Source organism: Fulvivirga marina (assembly GCF_016775155.1).
Taxonomy (GTDB): domain Bacteria; phylum Bacteroidota; class Bacteroidia; order Cytophagales; family Cyclobacteriaceae; genus Fulvivirga; species Fulvivirga marina.
Genome location: NZ_JAEUGD010000067.1, coordinates 370,079 through 390,535, shown reverse-complemented (window position 1 = coordinate 390,535; position 20,457 = coordinate 370,079). Strand labels below are relative to the sequence as shown.

The window sequence follows — 20,457 nt, the reverse complement described above, 5'->3', positions numbered from 1 at the left end:
TTTAAAGGGCGGACGTGATCCGTAGTTTTAGAAACTAAATAAAAAAATGGCAGTAAAAATCAGATTGGCCCGTAGAGGTCGTAAAAAACAAGCATTGTACGATGTAGTCGTAGCAGATGCTAGAGCACCACGTGATGGTCGCTACATTGAGAAGATTGGTAGATACAATCCGAACACTGACCCTGCAACTATTGAGTTGAATGAGGAGAAAGCTTTTCAGTGGGTAATGAATGGAGCACAACCTACTGACACAGTAAGGGCTATGCTTTCATACAGAGGAATTATGCTTAAGAAACACTTGCAAATAGGTGTTAATAAAGGAGCGATTACTCAGGAAGAGGCAGATAAAAAATTCGAAGCTTGGTTGCAAGAGAAAGAATCTAAAATCGAGTCGAAGAAAGATAAACTTGCCAAAGAAGCTGCTGCTAGTGCTAAAGCTAGAAAAGAAGCTGAAACTAAAGTTAAGGAAGCTAGAGCGGAAGCGCTTAAAAAGAAAAGCGAAGCTGAAGATGCAGCAGCAGCCGAGGAAGCTGTAGCAGAATCTGCTGAGGCTGTAGAAGAGCCTAAAGACGAAACTCCTGCTGAAGGAGAAGAGAATAAAGGAGAATAATAGCTATGAATGTTGGTGAGTGTTTCCAGCTTGGTTACGTCATCAAAAAGCATGGCTTGAGTGGAGAGGTTAGCATCATATTGGATGTTGATGTTCCACATGAATATCAGGAATTGGAATCAGTTTTCGTTGAAATAAACGATAAACTGGTTCCTTTTTTTATTGAATCCATTTCTATTAAAGGCAACAAGGCCATTGTCAGGTTTGAAGATGTTAATACTCTGGAACAAGCTGATGAACTAAAAGGGAAAGGGCTTTTTTTACCTCTTTCGATGCTTCCTGAGTTGGATGATGATAAGTTTTACTACCATCAGGTTATGGGGTACCATGTAATTGATACAACGGCGGGTGATGTAGGTGTTATTGTTGATGTCTACACCTCTCCAAATCAGGATTTGCTTGCGATAGACCATAGGGGTAAAGAGGTGTTGGTTCCTATTAATGATGAGATCATAGGTAAGGTTGATCATGAAAAAAGTACTCTAAATGTGAATCTACCCGAAGGCTTATTGGATATTTACCTGGACTAATGATATGCGAATAGATATTATTACATGCTTGCCACGTTTGTTGGATAGTCCATTTTCGGACTCTATCTTACAGCGAGCTCAAAAGAAAGGACTTGTGGAGGTTAATATCCATGATTTGCGGAAATATTCTACCGACAAACATCAAAAGATTGATGACTACGCTTTTGGTGGTGGGGCAGGTATGGTGATGATGATAGAGCCGATAGCAAACTGTATTCGTGATTTGCAATCTAAGCGTGCATATGATGAAGTGATATATATGAGTCCCGATGGAGAGCAGTTTACTCAGAGTATAGCTAATCAGCTTTCTATGTATAAAAATATAATCATACTATGTGGGCACTATAAAGGTGTTGACGAGCGTGTGCGTCAGCATTTTATAACCAGAGAAATTAGTATTGGTGATTATGTCCTGTCAGGAGGTGAGCTTGCCGCAGCTGTAGTTTCAGACGCTATTATCCGCTTACTTCCCGGAGTGCTTTCAGATGAAACCTCGGCATTGACTGATTCTTTTCAGGATGATTTGGTTGCTCCACCTGTCTATACCAGGCCTGCGGACTTTGAAGGAATGGTTGTGCCTGATATATTGCTGTCTGGGCATGAGAAAAAAATAGATGACTGGCGTTTTGATCAGGCGGTGAAAAGAACAAAAAAACGGAGACCTAATCTATTGAAATAATAGTTAATCTTTGCAATCTCCTTAGCTAATTTTGATGTTTGTTATAATTTAGGACTTCTATTCATAAACTTACAATACACCAAATAATACCCTATTTCTATGACGCGATCGGGAATGTTTTGTTTGGATTAGTCAAGATAAAGCTAAACAAAATATTTTTGTGCATTTTCATATTTTTAATGTAGTATCGTGTATTTCTAAAATTATTGTTATATTTGCAGTCCGATTTTTGGAACAGAGACTTTTTAGCGATAGAAATCATGAACGATATTATCAAATCATTGGAAGCAGAAAATAACGAGAGAAGAGCTGCGTTCCCTTCTTTCCAGGCTGGTGATACTGTTAACGTGCACGTAAAAATTACTGAGGGTAACAAAGAAAGAATCCAGCAATTCCAAGGTACTGTAATACAAAGGAGACATCCCAATTCAAACGGTGAGACTTTTACCGTTAGAAAAGTTTCCAATGGTATTGGTATCGAAAGAATATTCCCCATTTTATCACCTAATATCGAGAAAATTGATGTGGTGAGAAGAGGTAAAGTAAGAAGAGCGAGACTTTATTACTTGAGAGGAAGACAAGGTAAAGCAGCAAGGATTAAAGAAAAGTTGTAATGCCTTCCTTATTCGTAAAGGACATAAAAAAAGATCGTCAACATTGACGATCTTTTTTTATGTCCTTTTGAAAGTAGGGACTAGTTAAGAGTACCTACGTTGTTAAGGTCTTCACAAGCTTGTTTAAGCCTGGCTTTGAAACTTTCCTCTCCTTTGCGTAACCATACTCGAGGATCATAAAATTTCTTGTTAGGTACATCATCTCCTTCAGGGTTTCCTATTTGCCCTTGTAGATACCCTTCATTCTCTTTATAGTATTGGCGAATACCGTCCCAGTATGCCCACTGTAAGTCAGTGTCAATATTCATTTTTATTACTCCATATGAGATACCTTCTCTTATCTCATCAACAGTAGAGCCTGAACCTCCATGGAATACGAAGTCAACCGGTTTCTCACCAGTACTGTACTTCTCTTGAATGTAATCCTGAGAATTCTTAAGTATAACTGGGGTCAACTTTACGTTGCCAGGTTTATATACACCGTGAACATTTCCAAATGCCGCAGCAATTGTAAATTTATCGCTTACTTTTTTGAGTTCTTCATAAGCATAAGCCACCTCTTCAGGCTGAGTATATAGTTTTGAACTATCTATTCCTGTATTATCAACACCGTCTTCTTCACCTCCGGTAACTCCAAGTTCAATTTCCAGGGTCATGTCCATTTTGCTCATACGCTCAAGGTATCTCTTGCATATTTCGATGTTTTCTTCGAGGGGTTCCTCAGAAAGGTCGATCATGTGAGAGCTGTAGAGTGATTTTCCATGTACTTTATAAAAGTCTTCACCAGCTGTCAGCATACCATCTATCCAGGGTAATAGCTTTTTTGCGGCGTGGTCGGTATGAAGAATTACCCTTGCGCCATACTGTTCTGCAAGAAGGTGAACGTGGTGCGCGCCAGAAACAGCTCCGGCAATAGCGGCTTTTTGATCGGTATTAGACAGGCCTTTACCGGCAAAAAAGCTTGCTCCTCCATTAGAAAACTGAATGATTACCGGGGAATTTAATTCGCTGGCGGTTTCCATTACAGCGTTAACAGAGTTTGTACCTACCACATTTACAGCGGGAAGTGCGAATTGCTTGTCTTTTGCGAACTGAAAGAGTTTCTGTACGTCATCACCGGTCAAAACTCCGGCTTTAAATTGTGAAGCGGACATTTTTAAGTTTTTTAGAGGTTAAAAATAATTAGCTTTAAAAGCCTTGCAAATAAACTAAATAATTCAAGTAGGTCACATTCTTAAGGCTAATTTTTGAAAGCTGGCTTATACTGTAGATATTTGCAATGATAATTTTACTTATATTGACTCGTCATATCTGTTAAAGGATTGATTCATACAAAATTAACCTCATGAGCTGGTTTAAAAGAAAAGATAAAGGTATTCAAACCCCGACTGAAGCTAAGAAAGAAGCTCCGGATGGACTTTGGTTTAAGACCCCAAGTGGCAAAATTGTCCACACCAGGGAGTTGAAAAATAATGCTTATGTAAGCCCTGAAGATGGCTATCATGCGAGAATAGGTTCAAAAGAGTATTTTGAAATACTTTTTGATAATAACAAATTCACTGAGTTGGACCCCGAAATGGAGTCTGCGGATCCGCTAAAATTTGCGGACAGTAAGCCATATCCGGATAGAATAAAGGCTACTCAGGAAAAAACGGACCTTAAAGATGCTGTTAGGACAGCCTATGGTAAACTTAATGGAATTGATATTACCATCGCCTGTATGGATTTTAATTTCATTGGAGGATCCATGGGGTCAGTAGTGGGAGAGAAGATAGCACGAGCTATTGATCATTCTCTTAAAGAGAAGATACCTTTTTTAATGATTTCAAAATCTGGGGGTGCCAGAATGATGGAGGCCGGGCTTTCATTAATGCAAATGGCAAAAACTTCAGCTAAACTTGCCTTGTTGAGTGAGGCAGGGATCCCGTATATCTCATTACTCACGGACCCCACAACTGGTGGTGTTACAGCTTCATATGCTATGCTGGGTGACTTTAATATTGCTGAACCAGGGGCGTTGATTGGGTTCGCCGGACCAAGGGTAATCAGGGAGACAATAGGTAAGGATTTGCCTAAGGGCTTTCAAAGTGCCGAGTTTGTGCTTGAGCATGGGTTTCTGGATTTTATAGTCGATAGAAGAAACCTGAAGAGCAAGCTCTCTATTTTGCTCAAAATGCTTCAGTAAAAATATATTGAGACAAAACTTGAAAATCTCAGTTGGTGAGTCCGGCTGAGATTTTTTGTTTTATTGGGAGTATTGTCGGGTTGTCGGTCGCTGTTGCATGTCTTTATGTGTAGGTTAATGGTTGTTAGCATGCAACTTATAAGGTAAGTGCGGGTGTATACCCTCAAACCATTCCGCCATAATCGGTAATTGTATAAAAGTTGCTTTAAGAAACCTGATCAATAATAAGGTATATACTTATTGATGTAATGGGTCGGCTATATTGCAAGTTGCCTGTCTTACGGTATAATTATCAGGCAATAAAGACTGAAATTGCAAACCCTGCGCAGTTGTTAAGAAGTGAGTAGGGCTGTTTCGGGATTCGGTGTAGGCCGAAACAGCCACTAAGCTATTTTATGGTAAGGAGTCTAAGTCTAAGTCTTTTGATACTTTTTCAGCCAGGCTTTCATCTGCATTTTCGGTGATGTTGATGGTTATCAAATATCTGCCGTTAATTCCAAGAATGAGCGTAGACTCTTGATTGTGTTTATCGTAACTGAACCACCCATTCATTCCATTGATGCTAACACTATGGGCTTTTTGTTGATCGTCTTCATAAGACATGGAATTGTTCCATGCCATAGTAGAGCCTTCATACATTTCTGCGGCACCTTTGTAATCCATGATTGTGATAGTCAGCCAGGAATTTCCTTTGCTATATTCTCTCATGGCTGAAGAGTATGACATCTCATTCATTTCAAACATATTGCCTTCCGGGGCACTCTCAGCAGAGAATCCTGCCAGAGACGCAGGTAGATGTTTTTGCAATTCCTTATAGTGAACGGCTTTGTTCTGGGCTTGTACTGCTGCGCCAAGCAGCAAAAGGGCTAGATAGAGTAAGGTTTTCTTCATGATATTTTTATAATTGCCTAAGACAAATTAATAGCATTTTATGAGAAAAATAAGGAGGAAAGAGAATAATTTAATGTATAGTGGCACTATATTCTTTAACCGTGTCTATAAATAACTTAACCTTTCCTGGATCTGTATCCGGGTACACCCCATGACCTAAATTAGCAATGTGACGCTGTGGACCAAATTGGTCAAGCATATTTATTACGGCTTCCTTTATGCGCTGCTCATCAGCATATAATACACAAGGGTCAAGGTTACCCTGTAAAGTTTTGTCAGTACCTACCAATTGTCTCGATTCTTTTATGTCCATGCACCAGTCGAGTCCTACAGTATCGCAGTTGATTTGACCGAGTGATCTTCTGGCAAAATAGGCATCCTTCGCAAATACAGTTTTAGGTACCTCTGTGATTGCATCACAGATTTGGCTGATATATTTAAGGCTAAACTCTTCATACTGGTAAGGCGGTAGTATGCCAGCCCATGAGTCAAATATTTGTACGAGGTCTGCACCTGCAGCTACTTGTCCTTTGAGGTAGTTGATGGTACTGTCAGTGATCATTTGCAGTAGCTGGTGAGCTGTTTTTGGATCTCTGTAAAGTAGTGCGCGAGCCTTTGAAAAGGTTTTACTCCCGGTACCCTCCACCATATAGGCAAATATGGTCCATGGAGCTCCTGCAAATCCAATAAGAGGGACACGTCCATGGAGCTCTTTCTTGGTTATTTTGATGGCGTCTATTGTGTATTTGATATCGTCAGCTTCTGCAATTTTAATCTTTTTAAGATCTGCTGCTGACTTTATAGTAGAGGGAAAGCGCGGTCCCTTCTTCTCAATCATTTCGTAAGGGAGTCCCATAGCTTCAGGGATTACCAGTATATCAGAAAATATAATAGCAGCATCAACCCCCAAAATGTCAACAGGCTGAATAGTTACCTCTGCTGCTAGTTCTGGCGTTTCTACTAGTTCCTTGAAACCAGATAGAGAGTTTCTCACCTCTCTGTACTCTGGTAGAATCCGTCCGGCCTGGCGCATAAGCCATACCGGTGTGCGCTCTGTTTTTTCGCCTCTGATAGTGCGAAGAATAAGATCATTTTTCAATTGCATGCACAAAGATACTCCTACGGATAATTAATAAAAATATGCTCTATTTTTTTGTCAATCCATTTTTCTGGAAATTTGTTGAAAACCAAAATACATCATTTTGAAAAGCCTGATTTTTACATGTTTTGCCTTCTCGCTTTTAGCTCTGACTGCCCTTAACTGCAATAGTATCACGAATCTGGTAACCGATAGTGTATATATGGATTATGATTATCAGAAAGTTCCCTACAAATTATATGCTCCTGATCAGAAGTATTTGCTCCATTATGATCTGGAGGAAATCTCGGGGTTGTCTATGTTAGGAGATGCTCACTTGGCAGTAGTACAAGACGAGCTAGGTTATGTATATGTGTTGAAAGCAGAAAATGGCGAATTAGTACGTAAAATAAAATTTGCCAAGTCTGGCGACTATGAGGGAATTGAGGTGGTCGGTAATAGTATATATGTGGTGAAGAGCAACGGAGATATTTACTCTTTTAAAGTCTCAGGAAGTGAAACGGTAGCGCCTGATGAGGTTGATACGGATTTTTCTTCTCAGAATGATGTTGAAGGGCTTTCGGTTTTGGAGGATAGGCTACTTGTGGCTTGTAAAAAGAAAGGTGAAATTAATGATAAAAAAGTCAAGGGAAAGGCGGTTTATAGCTATAATATCAAGGAGAAGAAAGTGAGTGCAGAACCTCTTTTTCATTTCAGGGAAGAGGAGATTGAAGATTTTATTAAGGGAAGAAAGTTTTTTAATAAAATACATAGTTTTGATCCGTCTGCAATTGCGGTGCATCCCTTAACTTCAGATATATATTGGCTTTCTGCAGATAAAGTGTTGGTGGTATTATCGCCTGCCTTTCACCTGAAGGAGGTGGTACGTCTCGATAGAGGTATTTATAAGCAGCCAGAAGGTATATGCTTTGCTCAGGATGGTACCATGTATCTCTCTAGTGAAGGTGATGGGGCAAGGGGCAAAATTTTTAAAATTAGTTATAAGTCTAATTAGAAGTTAAAATGGTTTTGGCTAAATTTTAATTTCAACCTTATTTTATGAAGAATCTTTTGATTTTAGCGATTTTAGGCCTGGTGCTATTTTTCTCCACTGGCATTTATGGGCAAAGAAATTCTACTGATACACTTTCTTATTCTGTTTTTCTGATTGGTGATGCGGGTAAAATTACTCCCGGGCAGCAAAAAATCTTTGAAGTCTTAAAGCAACAACTTGCTTTAGTTGGAGAAAACAGTGGTTTAATATTTCTTGGAGATAACTTATACCCAAAGGGCATGCCTCCGGCATACAGTACGGATAGGGCGGCTTCTGAAGATGCTATTGATAAGCAACTATCCTTAACTACTGATTATAAAGGTAAATATTATTTTGTTCCTGGAAATCATGATTGGGCTCAGGGCAGGAGTTATGGGTGGGATTATGTGCAAAATCAGGAGAACTATATTGAAGGAAAGTCAGGTGGAGAGAATGTCTTTCTTCCTGATAATGGTTGTCCGGGTCCCGTTGCCGTGTCTCTAAGTGAAGAGGTAGAGTTAATTATTGTAGATACACAGTGGTTTTTGCATGGGTGGGATAAGCCTAATGAGTTACAGGGTGATTGTCCTGTAGCTAACCCGATTGAGGTCATGCAATTAATGGATGACATCATCAAAAAGAACCCTGAGAAAAAAATCATTGTCGCTACGCACCACCCCATGTATTCCTATGGTAATCATGGGGGTTTTAACACTGTCAAAGATCATTTTTTTCCACTCACAGAGTTGGCTTCTCCCTTATATATTCCCATGCCTGTTGTGGGTTCTATATACCCCTTCTTTCGCAAAGTTTTCGGTAATATTCAAGATATTTCGCACCCGAAGTATAAAGCCATGCGAAATAGTATGGTCAATATTTTTGAAAACTATCCAAACCTCATTCATGTTTCAGGCCATGAGCATGCTTTGCAGTATATCAATAAAGATAGCATACACTATATCGTCAGTGGTTCCGGTTGCAAAACAGAATATGTGCGTACCAAAGGTTATGCAGAGTATACGGAGTCTGTTAATGGGTTTGCCCGGTTAGATTTTTACAAGAATGGAGAGGTGCGTGTAGAGTTTTGGAAACCCTCAAAGGAAAGTGCTTCAGGTAAATTGTCTTTCGAAAAAACACTATTTAAAAAAAGCTTCCAGCCAAAGCTTACTTCAGAGGAGTTTGTGCAAAAATTTGATCTTAAAGACAGTGTTGTTTTTGCCAGTGCGAGTAATCAATACGGAGTCAAAAAGGGGCTGGGAGAAAAGCTAATGGGGGCAAACTATCGAGCTGAGTGGAGGCAAAAAATTGAAGTTCCTGTATTTGATATTGGTGGTGAGCATGGAGGGCTAAAGATTGTGCAGCGTGGAGGGGGTATGCAGACTAAATCCCTTCGGCTTGAAGCTTCTAACGGAAAGCAATATGTTTTAAGATCTGTAGAGAAGTACCCAGAGAATGCCGTTCCTGCTTTCTTACGAGAGACTTTTGCAGTTGACTTAGTGCAGGATCAGATTTCCGCAGCGCATCCTTATGGAGCCTTTGTTATTCCTCCTCTTGCAGAAGCAGTTGGTATTTATCATACCAACCCCAAGTTGGTATATATTCCTGATGACCCAAGGTTTGGGGATTATCAAAGTACCTTTGCAAATACTCTGGCGCTCTATGAAGAGAGGCCTGATGATGACTGGTCTGATGCTTCATTTTTTGGTAACTCTGAAAAGATTGTAAGTACCTCGAAAGTATTGGATAAGTTGGTTGATGATAACGATAATGAAGTAGATCAGCAATTTGTACTGAAATCTCGTCTTTTTGATTTGGTAATAGGGGACTGGGATCGACATGATGACCAGTGGCGTTGGGCTAAATTTGAAAAAAAAGGAGAGAAAGGTGATTTGTATCGACCAATTCCTCGTGACCGTGATCAGGTGTTTTTTGTAAATGAAGGCCTGCTTCCTGGCCTGGTAAGTAGAAGGTGGGCTTTGCCAAAACTTGAGGGTTTTGATTATGACGTAAGATGGCCTTCAGGTTTTATGTTCAATGCACGATACTTTGACAGGTCATTTCTTACAGGGCTTTCTAAAGAAGATTGGGAGGCTGCCGCTGAGGCTATTCAAAACGACCTGACTGATGCTGAAATTGAGGCAGCCATACGGCAATGGCCAGATTCAATCTATGCATTACACGGAAAAGAGGTTGTAGCTAAAATAAAAGCCAGGAGAGATAAGCTGAAGGGTTATGCTTTGGAGCACTACCTGTTCCTGGCCAGGGAAGTTGATGTAGTTGGTAGTGATAAGCATGAATATTTCCATGTTAAAAGGCTTGCGAATGGAGATGTGCATGTTGAGGTTCTTAAGATGAAGAAAGACGGTGAAAAAAAGAAAAAGATCTACAGTCGACTTTTTAAATTAGGAGAAACAGAGGAAGTGAGGTTATATGGTTTGGGGGGAGAAGATGAATTTTTGATTGAGGGAGATAGTAAAGGAAGTATTAAAGTACGAGTAATAGGTGGAGAAGATGAGGATATAATGAAGGACCAGTCGCATGTAGCTGGCCTGGGTCGTAGAAATATTTTTTATGATACCAGAACTGGTAATGATATTGAACTTAATGCAGAAAGTAAAAAGCGGTTGTCAAGTAACCCTAAAGTGCATTATTATAATCGAAAGGAATTTAAATATGATGTATTAATGCCATTGGTTACGGGAAATCTTAACCCAGATGATGGCCTGTTTGTCGGAGGTGGATTTATGTATACTACTCATGGCTTTAGAAAGGAACCATATAAGAGCAAGCATACATTATTGGCAAGTTATGCATTGAAAACCTCATCATATGATTTTAGGTATTCAGGAGATTTTATCGATGCAGTCAGTGACTGGAATTTAAGCGTGAAGCTCAGTGTGAAGCAACCTAATTATGTAAATAACTTCTTTGGTCTGGGGAATGAAAGTGAATTTAACCAGGATATTGATGAAACAACTAATGTAGGGCGTTCAATCAGCTATTACAGACTGCGTTTTCAGGAAATGTCTTCGGATATTGGTCTTTACAAGAGAATTGGAGGTTTTGCAACATTTTCTGTTTCTCATAAATTCCAGGCTATTGAGATTGAGGATATTGAAGGTGATGATCGTTTTATTACCGACTATAGTAATGCTACCGGTGAAATAGACTTTGATATTTACAAAAGCTATACCGGAGGGGCGATAAACCTGACTTTTGATAAGCGCAATAGTTCACTAATAACTACTTCCGGGGTTTTCTGGAGTAATGAGGCGTCAGTACTTACCGGAATCAGTCATGCGCAAAAGACTTTTTCATCACTTAGCTCTTCTCTTGCATTCTACTATACATTAAAGCTACCTTCTTCATTTACAATGGCTACACGCTTCGGTGTTGGTACGAATTTGGGTGATTATGAATTTTATCAAGCACAGGTATTAGATGGTAAGTCGGAGTTGCGTGGATACCGCAAAACACGATTTTATGGTGATAGTAAGCTATTTAATAATTTTGAAGTGCGTTGGAATCTGCTTTCTTTTCGCACATATATATTTCCCGCCAGTATGGGGATATTGGCTTTCAACGATATAGGAAGAGTTTGGTTGGACGGTGAAGATTCCAACTTATGGCATCACGGATATGGAGGAGGACTTTGGATTGCTCCTTTTAACACAGCAGTTGTATCTGCCGAAGTGGGCCACTCCGTGGAGGAAACTCTTTTTTATATCCGGTTAGGATTTATGTTTTAAGAAAGCCTTTTAGGCTGCCTTAAATGTCAAAGCTGATATATGGTCTTTATAGAAGCTTTGGGGATTGATAAACCTCCTTTAGTTAAAACTAGGTCTTGCTTCAAACCTATAACAGTGTCGACAATGGTTTCATAACCTTCGTTAATGACCTTAACGATACGAACGCTTTTGTTGTAAAAGTTCCCAAGTATCAGGGCTCTTTTTAACTTGATTTCTTTTCTCTCGTTTTGCATGGTTTTATTTGTCTTAAAAACTGATAACGATTTAAATCAGTATTTTATTTGTGGTTATTTTAAAAGAACCCAATTTTTTACTCTATTTTGAGTTTTTTGTCGATGAATCAACATATTTGTCGATGAAATAAAGAAAATAATTCTGATTTTTGGGTTACCTCTCGAGGTGTCACTTTAATTGACTGCCTGCTTCACTGGGTATCGTATGATCGTTTTTAGCTTTTCAATTGGAGTATTGCGAGGGTCTGAAACAAAAATTTCGTGGTGATATCCATTCACTTTTAGACTATGTTCACGGATAAATTTCATTAGTCTATCAATAGTTGACTTTTCATCATTATAAGAGCCAGTATGCATTATTTGAACGCTTCGGGATTCATTAAGTGTTATGAGCTGTACCTCGTTGGCCAGTGAGATGTTATTTTTATGAATTACCTCTTCTACCGCTTTATCGACTTTATTCGTACTTATGAACTCTGGCATACGTATCAGGATGTTCCATTGCCATTCTTCAGGTGGCGCCTCGGCAATGGGTGCCCCTGACTCTACCCACCATTGCCCCTCCATTTTAGCAACTACAAAGTCTTTACCTATAGACTTACTTGTAAACTTCAAGTTGTAAGAGATAGAATAAATAGCCTCTACAGCATTTTTGAAATTCATATTTTCAGGAGTGCCAATACCTTTAATTGATAAATATTTCAATGGTTTGAGTTCAATGATATGAGGTTCTTGGCTGGCTTGGTAATAATTAGGGTCTGCCCTGAATAGATCCAGTTTTCTTATATGCCGAGTGATGTCATCTGTGAATGGTTCAAAATGATCCATTATGAGGATTTCATCAAAGACAGCTATAAAAGATTCTAGCTCTGCCTTTCTGGCCAAGTCTATTGAATTCCATTTTACAAGATCAATAAATAATAGGTCCCTGCTAATTGATCTCAGAGCTTTATACTCTATAAAACCGGGAAACTTTTCTATTGTTGAGCGGGCTATAGAAAGTACTTCTTCAAAATCGTCAGAATGGTCTGGTTTGATTTTGTAAATTACCGTCTCTACTACAGCAGTTTGAGTTTTGGGATAAACAAGGCTTGTCATTATTTGTTTAATATTAAAAGGATCGTTAATTTCTTATATGCAAGAAAATAGAGAGTAGTGACAGCCTTATGTCAGTAGTAAATCAAGTTAATTAGCTTTTTTTGAAAAGCACTAAAGCAACTGTTTCCATGTGCCCTTCATACGGTTGTATTTGATGGTGCTGGGCAGGGCCTTCCACCAATATTTATTGAGTTCTACAGTAAAGGATGGTTGCATATAGCAATTAATCGTACAGCCCTCACATTGGGGGTGTTTGCCTTCCAGTGAAATCAGGTTTTGCACCTCCCCTGATTTATAAAGTTGGTAGAGGTTGTCATTTATAGAGAGCGACTTAAGGCCTAAATGGTAGCAAGGTAGCACCAGTTCATTTTTTGGCGAGATAACTATTGTGGAGCTTGCTGCCTTGCAAATAGGGTTATTTACATGGTTTCCCCCATCTTTTCTTAATTGGATAAAGGCCTCATTGAGATAAACCCCGGGCTTTTTAGTCCATCCCTTTAATTGCTGTAAAGTTGCCACTGAAAATTTTTCTCCTGTTTCGACGTTGTTGTACTCGAAGATGGGATTAAGGATGAGCACAAGTTTATTAGGTTTGCAGAATTTGTGGTAGACTTCCTCTATTTGGTGTACATTAGTTTCAAATACGGTGAAAAGTATGTCTGGTTTTTCACCTAGCATTTTGGCTTGGACGATTGATTCAACTAAAAAATCATAACAATCTACACCTCTGGACTGGTTATGTTTTTCTTTAACAGGAGAGTCGAGTGAAAAGTGTAGCATGTCAACTTTCCCTTTTAGTCTCTCCGCCCATTTCGGATAAAGCAGGCAATTGGTCGTTAGGGTGGTAATGAAGCCATAGTCTTTAGCAAGGTTCAATAGTTTGTCTATCTCCCTGTGTAGTAGCGGTTCACCTCCAGTGAAGTCAATCACTTTCACCCCCAGTCTTTTTAGATCTTTGAAGTTCCTTTCAGCAGTGTGTAAGTCAATGTATGGAGATGGGCGCTCCCAAATATCGCAAAAACTACAGCGCGCATTACACCTGTAAGTGACATAGTAATTGCATAATACAGGGTGTGAAATGAGTCGCATTTGTTGAAGTTACGATTACTTTTTCATCTGCCAATGGTTCCGGGGGAGTTATATTGAGGTAACCGTAATAGGGAAATTTGCTTGAGGTAAAGAGTCGCATGGTTAACCATACGACTCTGTGAATAATCATTAGGTAAGCATACCTCCATCAACTTGGATCACCTGTCCGGTGATGTAAGATGACATGTCGGAGCCAAGATAAACGCATGCATCAGCTACATCTTCAGGTCTTCCACCTCGCTTAAGAGGAATGGCATCTCTCCAGCCCTGAACAGTTTTTTCATCTAATTTATCAGTCATTTCAGTTTCAATAAAGCCGGGGGCAACTGCATTTGACCTAATGCCTCTCGACCCTAATTCAAGGGCAACTGATTTGGTAAAACCTATTATGCCAGCTTTGGAGGCAGAGTAGTTGGTTTGTCCTGCATTACCTTTTAATCCTACCACGGATGTCATGTTGATGATGGAACCACTTCTTTGCTTCATCATGGTCTTGGTGACAGCTTTTACCGTATTGAAGCAAGATTTCAGGTTAATGTTGATCACATCATCCCAATCAGCTTCGTTGATTCTGAGCAGAAGGTTGTCTTTTGTGATCCCAGCATTGTTAACAAGAATATCTAAAGAACCAAAATCATTAACCACATCGCTAATCAGTTGTTCTGCTGCAGCAAAATCAGAGGCATCTGATCTGTAGCCTTTTGCTTTGATACCTTTTTCCTGAAGCTCTTTTTCAAGGGCCTGTCCTTTTTCAACACTGGATAGGTAAGTGAATGCAACATTGGCACCCTGTTCCGCATATTTATGAGCAATGGCATATCCTATACCCTTTGAGGCTCCTGTTACAAGTGCGGTTTTTCCTTCTAATAATTTCATGGTATAATTAACTTTAAATGATTCGCATGCATGACTAGTAGATCAATACATGTTTAAGTTTTAGGTAATGAACTATATGTTTCTAAAATTGAGGGCTTTTATTGGTTTTACTAAATATTTATCCCTTTGGTGATCCAAAGAAAAATAAAAGAAATAACACCGGCAAAAATGAAGTCAGGAATTGCATACTGAGGTGTGGTTTTTGCTTGTAACACTTTATGATGGCAAGCAGCAAAAAAAGGATAATCTACCTCGAAGATGATGAGTTTACACGCCAGATGGTTAAGTCACAATTTGAAAATGCTGGTTTTTCTGTAGATGCTTTCTCCTCCTTTGATGAGCTGATGAAAACCCTGGAACAAGACAAGTGCGATATTGTGGTTACAGACTTGCATGTCCATGGACACGATCCTGCTCAATTAATAAAGAGTATAAAAATGGCTCATACTCACTCCTTGGTGGTATTAAGTGGGGTAGCAGTTGAGGTGCCGGGTGCAAATCTGGTAATAGAAAAGCCCTTAAGTGATCAAGGTATAAAAGCAGTTATACAGCTATTGCCTGAGGAAGAAGTAAAGGTCAATCTTAGTAAAGTACTCAAATTTGCCTGCGGAGATCAGGGGCTACTGAGGAGGTATGTCAGTACTTTTATTGAAAACTATGAAAAAGACCTTCTTATGTTAAAACGAGAGGTCAGCAATGGTAATAATAAGGAGGTGGAAAGCCTTGCGCATAAAATGCTATCTTCGGTGTCGTATTATGATCAGGGTTCGTTGATTGAACTTTTGCAAAAACTAGAATTGTATGCTTCTGAAATGAGCAAGAAACAGATTTTGGATGATATACAGCAAATTGAACATCATTCAGGTAAATTGCTTAGCGGTATTCGTAAGCAGGTTTGGTTTTAATGGTTGAGCTGATCAGACTTCAAGTTCATATTTCCTGATTTTATTGTATAGTGTGGAACGGTCAATTTTCAGAATCCGTGCTGCCTTTGATTTATTGAATTTTACATCCTTTAAAGTTTGAGCTATCAGTGCTTTTTCATTTTGAATTGCAAGTGTCTTCAAATCTTTGGGCTGGCTATGTTCTTTGTTGGTCATAGCTAGGCTTTCTACTGAGGTTAGTTCTGATAAATTGTCAATGCCTAGGTACTCTTCGGTTTCAAGTAAAACTGACCGGCGCACCATGTTTTTGAGTTCTCGAATATTTCCAGGCCAGTCGTAGTTCAAAAATACCTCCATAGCTTCATTGGAAAAGCCCTTGACACTGCGGTTAAGTTCTTGATTGGCTTTTCCCAGAAAATACTGGGCATATATTTCAATATCTTGCTTCCTTTGCCTTAATGCAGGTATATTGATCTGGAATTCATTGATCCTGTGAAATAGGTCTTCTCTGAAGTTATTATCAGAGGATGCCGTAGGGCTAAGGCTTTCATTTGTGGCGGTAATTAGCCTGACATCTACGTCGAAATCTTTGGTGCCTCCTACTTTGCGAACTTTCCTTTCTTGCAATATGCGAAGCAGTTTTACCTGTACTTCATAAGAAAGATTTCCAATTTCATCTAAAAAGAGCGTACCTCCGTTTGCAAGCTGAAACTGCCCGTCTTTGTCGTTTATTGCTCCGGTGAAGGCTCCCTTTACATGACCAAACAGTTCACTGGCAGCGAGATTTTCTGACAAGGCTCCGCAATCAATTGATACAAAAGGTTTGTCTTTTCTTTTGCTTTTCTGATGTATCAGGCGTGCAATGTATTCTTTGCCTGTGCCACTTTCACCCAGTATCAGAACTGACATATCAGTTTCGGCCACCAAGCCTACATGTTGAATTATCCTTTGGAAGTCGGGGCTTTGTCCGTGTACAAACTCAAAGTTAGGTGTTATGGGTATCGGACGCTCTTCTTTGGGCGATTTTGCGTTCAGTGCTTTGTAGGTAATACTTAATAGCTCGTCGGGGTTAATTGGCTTGGCTATGTATTCGAATGCACCGAGCTTAATAGCTTTGACAGCACTTTTAATATGCGCATAATTGGTCATAATTATGACAGCGCATTCATGGCTTTTCTTTTTTATTTCTTTGAGGAGGTCGAGGCCATCCAAGTCAGGCATTTTAAGGTCTGAGAGTATAATGTCAAAAGATTTTTCATTAAGCTTTCTTAGGGCCATTATCCCGTTCGATACATGGTCGCACTCAAACTTATTCTTTGCTAGAAAACCTTTTAGCATAGCTGCAAAAGAGGCATCATCTTCAACTATTAAAATACTCGCCATTATTATCCTTTACTTGGTTAATCCTTTAACGTTTTGTTAAAGCAAATGTGATCTTTAAGCTAACAAAAATAAAGGCCCACTTGTTGAAGCGGGCCTTTCGGGAGTTAAAGAAGTGCTATTAGCTGTTGAAAGACTAACCTATCCTGTTAGCCATCAATCAGCGCTCCTTCTTTATTGTAAACCTTTATTTGCTTTTCCTTTTTATCATTAGAAAAATGAACTTCATACTCTACCTTTTCTTTATTCTCCGAATAGGTGATTTTATAAACCTTGGCAACGTTCCACTTAGCAAATTCGCTATTCAAAATAACATCTTTAACGGGTGAAGGAAGTTCTGAGGGTCTTATTTCAGTTTTTTTTGGATCCATCTTCAAAACAATCTCATCATCTGATTTTATTTGAGTGGTGTTTGCATAAGAAGAAACAAGGGCAGTAAAAGTAAGAGTAAATGCGGCTATGAATATTTTAGTCATCTTCATCATTATAATCGTTTTGGTTAAACATCATTTATACATGAAAAAAGAGAGAACTATGCCAAAACCCCCATTAGGATTTAATTGGCTGATTATCAATGAATTAAAATAATTCTAATTGTAGGTATAAGGTTTGACTGTTGTATTTCTCTACAAATTGATGTGTGTATGTGTCGCTGATTGTGCCAGCTATGCAGAAGGCAAATTTTTTTCTAAGACCATTTCGCTTAAATTTGCAATCCCACGATTAAACAGGAAATTAAAACACATTATAACATGTCAAAGAAATATGATCTTTTAGTATTAGGTAGTGGACCTGGCGGTTATGTTGCCGCTATTCGTGCTGCTCAGTTGGGATTAAAAGTAGGGGTTGTAGAAAAGGAATCTTTAGGTGGAATATGTCTTAACTGGGGGTGTATTCCTACCAAGGCTTTATTAAAAAGTGCTAATGTTTTTGAATACATATCACATGCTGCTGATTATGGAATTAGCGTAAAAGATGCTAAGGCTGACCTGGATGGCATGGTTAAGAGAAGCCGTGGAGTTGCCGAAGGTATGAGTAAGGGTATTCAGTTCTTATTTAAGAAGAACAAGATCGATGCTATTATGGGCTTTGGTAAGCTAAAAGCTGGGAAGAAAATAGAAGTTGCAACTGAGGATGGAAAAACTGAGATCTATAGTGCTGATCATATTATAGTTGCAACAGGTGGTCGTTCAAGACAATTGCCTAACCTGCCAATAGACGGCAAGAAGATCATAGGTTACAGAGAAGCTCTGGTTCTTGATAAAGCGCCTAAGAAAATGGTTATCGTGGGGTCAGGAGCCATCGGCGTTGAGTTTGCATACTTCTACAATACCATAGGTACTGAGGTAACTATTGTTGAGTTCATGCCAAGGCTTGTTCCTGTTGAAGACGAGGAAGTTTCTAAGGCACTTGAGAGAAATTTCAAAAAAGCAGGTATGAAAGTGATGACCAGCTCAGAAGTTACCAATGTGGATACCAAAGGCACAGGCTGTAAAGTTACTGTGAAGACCAAAAAAGGTGATGAAACAATTGACTGTGATGTCGTGCTGTCGGCGGTAGGTATCTCTACTAACCTTGAAGGTATTGGTCTTGAAGATATAGGTGTAGCTACAGATAAAGGAAAAGTGATTGTTGACGATTACTATAAGACCAATATACCTGGAGTGTATGCTATCGGTGATATAGTTCACGGTCCGGCACTGGCTCACGTAGCTTCGGCAGAAGGTATTATTTGCGTAGAGAAAATAGCAGGAGAAAATCCTCAACCACTTGATTATAACAACATTCCCGGATGTACTTATTGTAGCCCTGAAATTGCATCTGTTGGATATACGGAGGCAGCAGCAAAAGAAGCAGGTTATGAACTTAAAGTAGGTAAATTCCCATTCTCAGCATCAGGTAAAGCTAGTGCGGCTGGAGCTAAAGATGGTTTTGTGAAACTTATCTTTGATGCTAAATATGGTGAATTGCTTGGAGCGCATATGATCGGTGCTAACGTTACTGAAATGATAGCGGAGATCGTTGCTGTTAGAAAACTGGAAACAACTGGTCATGAAATCATAAAAGCGGTACACCCTCACCCTACTATGTCAGAGGCAGTGATGGAAGCAGCAGCAGCGGCTTATGATGAAGTGATCCACATATAATTTAAGACTATCACCCGAAAGGGACTGTTCAGAGGTCAGGGCAAGTGTCATGTCTGCCGACTATTGACAAGTGCTTAAGTTACTTGACCTTTGATACAGTCCCTTTCTTTTTTATATTTTCAGCTAACTGCTAACCAAGAGCCAATATCTCAGGCTTACAAGGGCAATTATAAGAATCGGATGTCATGGCTTTGTTGAAAAGAGAAGTTCTTGACTTGGGTTGACTATCATTTTCCTATATATTCTTGGCATACCCTTTTTGAGGTTATTCTATTCCCCAAACTGTTGATTAATCAAACATTTGCAAGGAAAGTGGTTTGCCCTGTTCCATTGTTAACAGGCAGGTTTCAGTTTATTGTAATATATTGGAAGGATCAGTTAACCTTATAGTGGTTTTCTTTTAATTAATTAAAAAATAAGTGAATTAATCTTCTCTGATTTGGGTTATTGAGTTGATAGTGCTATATCAACTAAACAGGTTTCAAAATTTAATAGGTGAGTTTAGGTGCGAAAGTTGCCTTAAGTCTAGTATATGTTGTAACTCACTTAAACTGTTATTATGATGAAACCATCTATTTATGTACTCAGGATATTATACCTGGCACTGGCAATTGCGATTGCTGGTTGTTCAGAAGAAGATGACCCATCTATTGACCCCGAAGAAGTAGTTGATCCGCCGATTCCCTCACTAAGTTTTGCAACTTCCTCTGATTCTACTAGAATTTCATTTGATGTTGTTGGGGATCCTGAAATTATGGGAACAAGGTATACATTTAATCTTACCGATGAAAATAATGGGTGCGGAATGCCCGGCGGTGATTATGTTAAATTAGATACACTTGAATCTATTTGGAGCAATGGTTTTGCAATAGCTGCCTGGGTAGAGTTTAAGGATAAAGCTCGATATTATGAAAGAATTATTGATTTTGGTAATGGCTGGGGAGAACATGGTGGGATGAATATTACCCTATCTCGCCTGGCTCGCTCCACTGACTTGGTATTAACCAGTTGGATTGATTCTGATTCTTTGACTAATCGGGAGAAAGGTAGGCTAATAGCTCGTGATGCTATAGTTGATGGGGTGACCCAGTTATATGCGGCAACCATTAGTCCAAGCGGAGAAATGAAGATTTTTGTAAATGGTATGTTGGTAGCAGAGAAAGCTAATGGGCACCCTGTTGCTAATGTGGTGCGTAATCAAAACTATATTGGTCACTCAAACTGGTGTGAAGAGGATTATGATTTGAAGGGAACCGTTGATGGAGTGTACATTTTCAACAGAGTTATTACTCCAGAAGAGGTAAGTGCTCTATATGATCTTAAATCAGCATCGGCTCAAACCAAATAAGGAAATAAAATTGTCTGTAACATAAAGGCCATT

The 20,457-nt window shown here is 39.2% G+C and carries 19 protein-coding genes; 10 read left to right on the top strand and 9 right to left on the bottom strand.

Annotated elements, in window-relative coordinates; translation table 11 throughout:
• The first annotated feature begins 46 nt into the window (after positions 1-46).
• From JMN32_RS25890 to rplS, 4 genes are all read left to right on the top strand, one after another.
• Positions 47-610: a 30S ribosomal protein S16 gene (locus JMN32_RS25890; RefSeq protein WP_202859316.1), complete on the top strand. Its 564-nt coding sequence runs from the start codon at positions 47-49 to the stop codon at positions 608-610.
• A 5-nt stretch (positions 611-615) separates the two neighbouring features.
• Entirely contained in the window at positions 616-1,140 is a 525-nt protein-coding gene (gene rimM, locus JMN32_RS25885; protein ID WP_202859315.1) for a ribosome maturation factor RimM, read from the top strand.
• Between the two features lie 4 nt (positions 1,141-1,144).
• Entirely contained in the window at positions 1,145-1,819 is a 675-nt protein-coding gene (gene trmD, locus JMN32_RS25880) for a tRNA (guanosine(37)-N1)-methyltransferase TrmD (protein WP_202859314.1), read from the top strand.
• Positions 1,820-2,079: 260 nt separating this feature from the next.
• Positions 2,080-2,433, top strand: a complete 354-nt coding sequence (gene rplS, locus JMN32_RS25875) for a 50S ribosomal protein L19 (protein ID WP_202859313.1) — start codon at positions 2,080-2,082, stop codon at positions 2,431-2,433.
• A gap of 80 nt (positions 2,434-2,513) precedes the next feature.
• Here rplS and fbaA read toward each other — a convergent pair whose 3' ends face one another.
• Positions 2,514-3,587, bottom strand: a complete 1,074-nt coding sequence (gene fbaA, locus JMN32_RS25870; RefSeq protein WP_202859312.1) for a class II fructose-bisphosphate aldolase — start codon at positions 3,585-3,587, stop codon at positions 2,514-2,516.
• A 191-nt stretch (positions 3,588-3,778) separates the two neighbouring features.
• Between fbaA and accD the strand changes: the two genes are divergently transcribed.
• The gene (accD, locus tag JMN32_RS25865) at positions 3,779-4,618 is read left to right on the top strand and encodes an acetyl-CoA carboxylase, carboxyltransferase subunit beta (protein WP_202859311.1); all 840 of its coding nucleotides are present in this window, start codon (positions 3,779-3,781) and stop codon (positions 4,616-4,618) included.
• 393 nt (positions 4,619-5,011) lie between these two features.
• On the opposite strand, the gene JMN32_RS25860 is transcribed toward accD, so the two are convergent.
• A complete protein-coding gene (locus tag JMN32_RS25860; RefSeq protein ID WP_202859310.1) occupies positions 5,012-5,509 on the bottom strand; it encodes a hypothetical protein in 498 nt (165 codons plus the stop codon).
• 70 nt (positions 5,510-5,579) lie between these two features.
• Positions 5,580-6,614 (bottom strand): uroporphyrinogen decarboxylase, encoded by a 1,035-nt coding sequence (gene hemE, locus JMN32_RS25855; protein ID WP_202859309.1) that lies wholly within the window; start codon positions 6,612-6,614, stop codon positions 5,580-5,582.
• 97 nt (positions 6,615-6,711) lie between these two features.
• Here hemE and JMN32_RS25850 point away from each other — a divergent pair, with 97 nt between their 5' ends.
• Positions 6,712-7,602 (top strand): SdiA-regulated domain-containing protein, encoded by an 891-nt coding sequence (locus JMN32_RS25850; protein ID WP_202859308.1) that lies wholly within the window; start codon positions 6,712-6,714, stop codon positions 7,600-7,602.
• Between the two features lie 44 nt (positions 7,603-7,646).
• Positions 7,647-11,369, top strand: a complete 3,723-nt coding sequence (locus JMN32_RS25845; RefSeq protein ID WP_202859307.1) for a metallophosphoesterase — start codon at positions 7,647-7,649, stop codon at positions 11,367-11,369.
• Between the two features lie 26 nt (positions 11,370-11,395).
• Here the strand turns inward: JMN32_RS25845 and JMN32_RS25840 are convergent, their stop codons facing one another.
• From JMN32_RS25840 to fabG, 4 genes are all read right to left on the bottom strand, one after another.
• Positions 11,396-11,602 (bottom strand): hypothetical protein, encoded by a 207-nt coding sequence (locus JMN32_RS25840; RefSeq protein WP_202859306.1) that lies wholly within the window; start codon positions 11,600-11,602, stop codon positions 11,396-11,398.
• Positions 11,603-11,776: 174 nt separating this feature from the next.
• Positions 11,777-12,700: a GyrI-like domain-containing protein gene (locus tag JMN32_RS25835; protein WP_202859305.1), complete on the bottom strand. Its 924-nt coding sequence runs from the start codon at positions 12,698-12,700 to the stop codon at positions 11,777-11,779.
• A gap of 111 nt (positions 12,701-12,811) precedes the next feature.
• Positions 12,812-13,789, bottom strand: coding sequence for a radical SAM protein (locus tag JMN32_RS25830; RefSeq protein ID WP_202859304.1), 978 nt, complete (start codon positions 13,787-13,789; stop codon positions 12,812-12,814).
• Between the two features lie 129 nt (positions 13,790-13,918).
• Positions 13,919-14,665 carry a 3-oxoacyl-[acyl-carrier-protein] reductase gene (gene fabG / locus JMN32_RS25825; RefSeq protein ID WP_202859303.1) on the bottom strand — a complete coding sequence of 249 codons (747 nt, stop codon included), beginning with the start codon at positions 14,663-14,665 and terminating at the stop codon, positions 13,919-13,921.
• 218 nt (positions 14,666-14,883) lie between these two features.
• Here fabG and JMN32_RS25820 point away from each other — a divergent pair, with 218 nt between their 5' ends.
• Complete coding sequence (locus JMN32_RS25820; protein ID WP_202859302.1) at positions 14,884-15,570, top strand: response regulator; 687 nt, start codon at positions 14,884-14,886, stop codon at positions 15,568-15,570.
• Positions 15,571-15,582: 12 nt separating this feature from the next.
• Here the strand turns inward: JMN32_RS25820 and JMN32_RS25815 are convergent, their stop codons facing one another.
• Together JMN32_RS25815 and JMN32_RS25810 are read right to left on the bottom strand one after the other, a co-directional pair.
• On the bottom strand, positions 15,583-16,932 hold the full coding sequence (locus JMN32_RS25815) for a sigma-54-dependent transcriptional regulator (RefSeq protein WP_202859301.1): 1,350 nt from the start codon (positions 16,930-16,932) through the stop codon (positions 15,583-15,585).
• Positions 16,933-17,078: 146 nt separating this feature from the next.
• Positions 17,079-17,414, bottom strand: coding sequence for a hypothetical protein (locus JMN32_RS25810; RefSeq protein ID WP_202859300.1), 336 nt, complete (start codon positions 17,412-17,414; stop codon positions 17,079-17,081).
• A 267-nt stretch (positions 17,415-17,681) separates the two neighbouring features.
• On the opposite strand from JMN32_RS25810, the gene lpdA reads away from it, so the two are divergent.
• Positions 17,682-19,076: a dihydrolipoyl dehydrogenase gene (lpdA, locus tag JMN32_RS25805; RefSeq protein WP_202859299.1), complete on the top strand. Its 1,395-nt coding sequence runs from the start codon at positions 17,682-17,684 to the stop codon at positions 19,074-19,076.
• Positions 19,077-19,635: 559 nt separating this feature from the next.
• Positions 19,636-20,424, top strand: a complete 789-nt coding sequence (locus tag JMN32_RS25800; RefSeq protein ID WP_202859298.1) for a LamG domain-containing protein — start codon at positions 19,636-19,638, stop codon at positions 20,422-20,424.
• The last annotated feature ends 33 nt before the right edge of the window (positions 20,425-20,457 follow it).

Excerpts from the sequence above, each read along its gene's own strand:
- JMN32_RS25890 (WP_202859316.1), top strand. The coding sequence starts at position 47 with ATGGCAGTAAAAATCAGATTGGCCCGTAGAGGTCGTAAAAAACAAGCA.
- rimM (WP_202859315.1), top strand. The coding sequence starts at position 616 with ATGAATGTTGGTGAGTGTTTCCAGCTTGGTTACGTCATCAAAAAGCAT.
- trmD (WP_202859314.1), top strand. The coding sequence starts at position 1,145 with ATGCGAATAGATATTATTACATGCTTGCCACGTTTGTTGGATAGTCCA.
- rplS (WP_202859313.1), top strand. The coding sequence starts at position 2,080 with ATGAACGATATTATCAAATCATTGGAAGCAGAAAATAACGAGAGAAGA.
- fbaA (WP_202859312.1), bottom strand. The coding sequence starts at position 3,587 with ATGTCCGCTTCACAATTTAAAGCCGGAGTTTTGACCGGTGATGACGTA.
- accD (WP_202859311.1), top strand. The coding sequence starts at position 3,779 with ATGAGCTGGTTTAAAAGAAAAGATAAAGGTATTCAAACCCCGACTGAA.
- JMN32_RS25860 (WP_202859310.1), bottom strand. The coding sequence starts at position 5,509 with ATGAAGAAAACCTTACTCTATCTAGCCCTTTTGCTGCTTGGCGCAGCA.
- hemE (WP_202859309.1), bottom strand. The coding sequence starts at position 6,614 with ATGCAATTGAAAAATGATCTTATTCTTCGCACTATCAGAGGCGAAAAA.
- JMN32_RS25845 (WP_202859307.1), top strand. The coding sequence starts at position 7,647 with ATGAAGAATCTTTTGATTTTAGCGATTTTAGGCCTGGTGCTATTTTTC.
- JMN32_RS25840 (WP_202859306.1), bottom strand. The coding sequence starts at position 11,602 with ATGCAAAACGAGAGAAAAGAAATCAAGTTAAAAAGAGCCCTGATACTT.
- JMN32_RS25835 (WP_202859305.1), bottom strand. The coding sequence starts at position 12,700 with ATGACAAGCCTTGTTTATCCCAAAACTCAAACTGCTGTAGTAGAGACG.
- JMN32_RS25830 (WP_202859304.1), bottom strand. The coding sequence starts at position 13,789 with ATGCGACTCATTTCACACCCTGTATTATGCAATTACTATGTCACTTAC.
- fabG (WP_202859303.1), bottom strand. The coding sequence starts at position 14,665 with ATGAAATTATTAGAAGGAAAAACCGCACTTGTAACAGGAGCCTCAAAG.
- JMN32_RS25820 (WP_202859302.1), top strand. The coding sequence starts at position 14,884 with ATGATGGCAAGCAGCAAAAAAAGGATAATCTACCTCGAAGATGATGAG.
- JMN32_RS25815 (WP_202859301.1), bottom strand. The coding sequence starts at position 16,932 with ATGGCGAGTATTTTAATAGTTGAAGATGATGCCTCTTTTGCAGCTATG.
- JMN32_RS25810 (WP_202859300.1), bottom strand. The coding sequence starts at position 17,414 with ATGATGAAGATGACTAAAATATTCATAGCCGCATTTACTCTTACTTTT.
- lpdA (WP_202859299.1), top strand. The coding sequence starts at position 17,682 with ATGTCAAAGAAATATGATCTTTTAGTATTAGGTAGTGGACCTGGCGGT.
- JMN32_RS25800 (WP_202859298.1), top strand. The coding sequence starts at position 19,636 with ATGATGAAACCATCTATTTATGTACTCAGGATATTATACCTGGCACTG.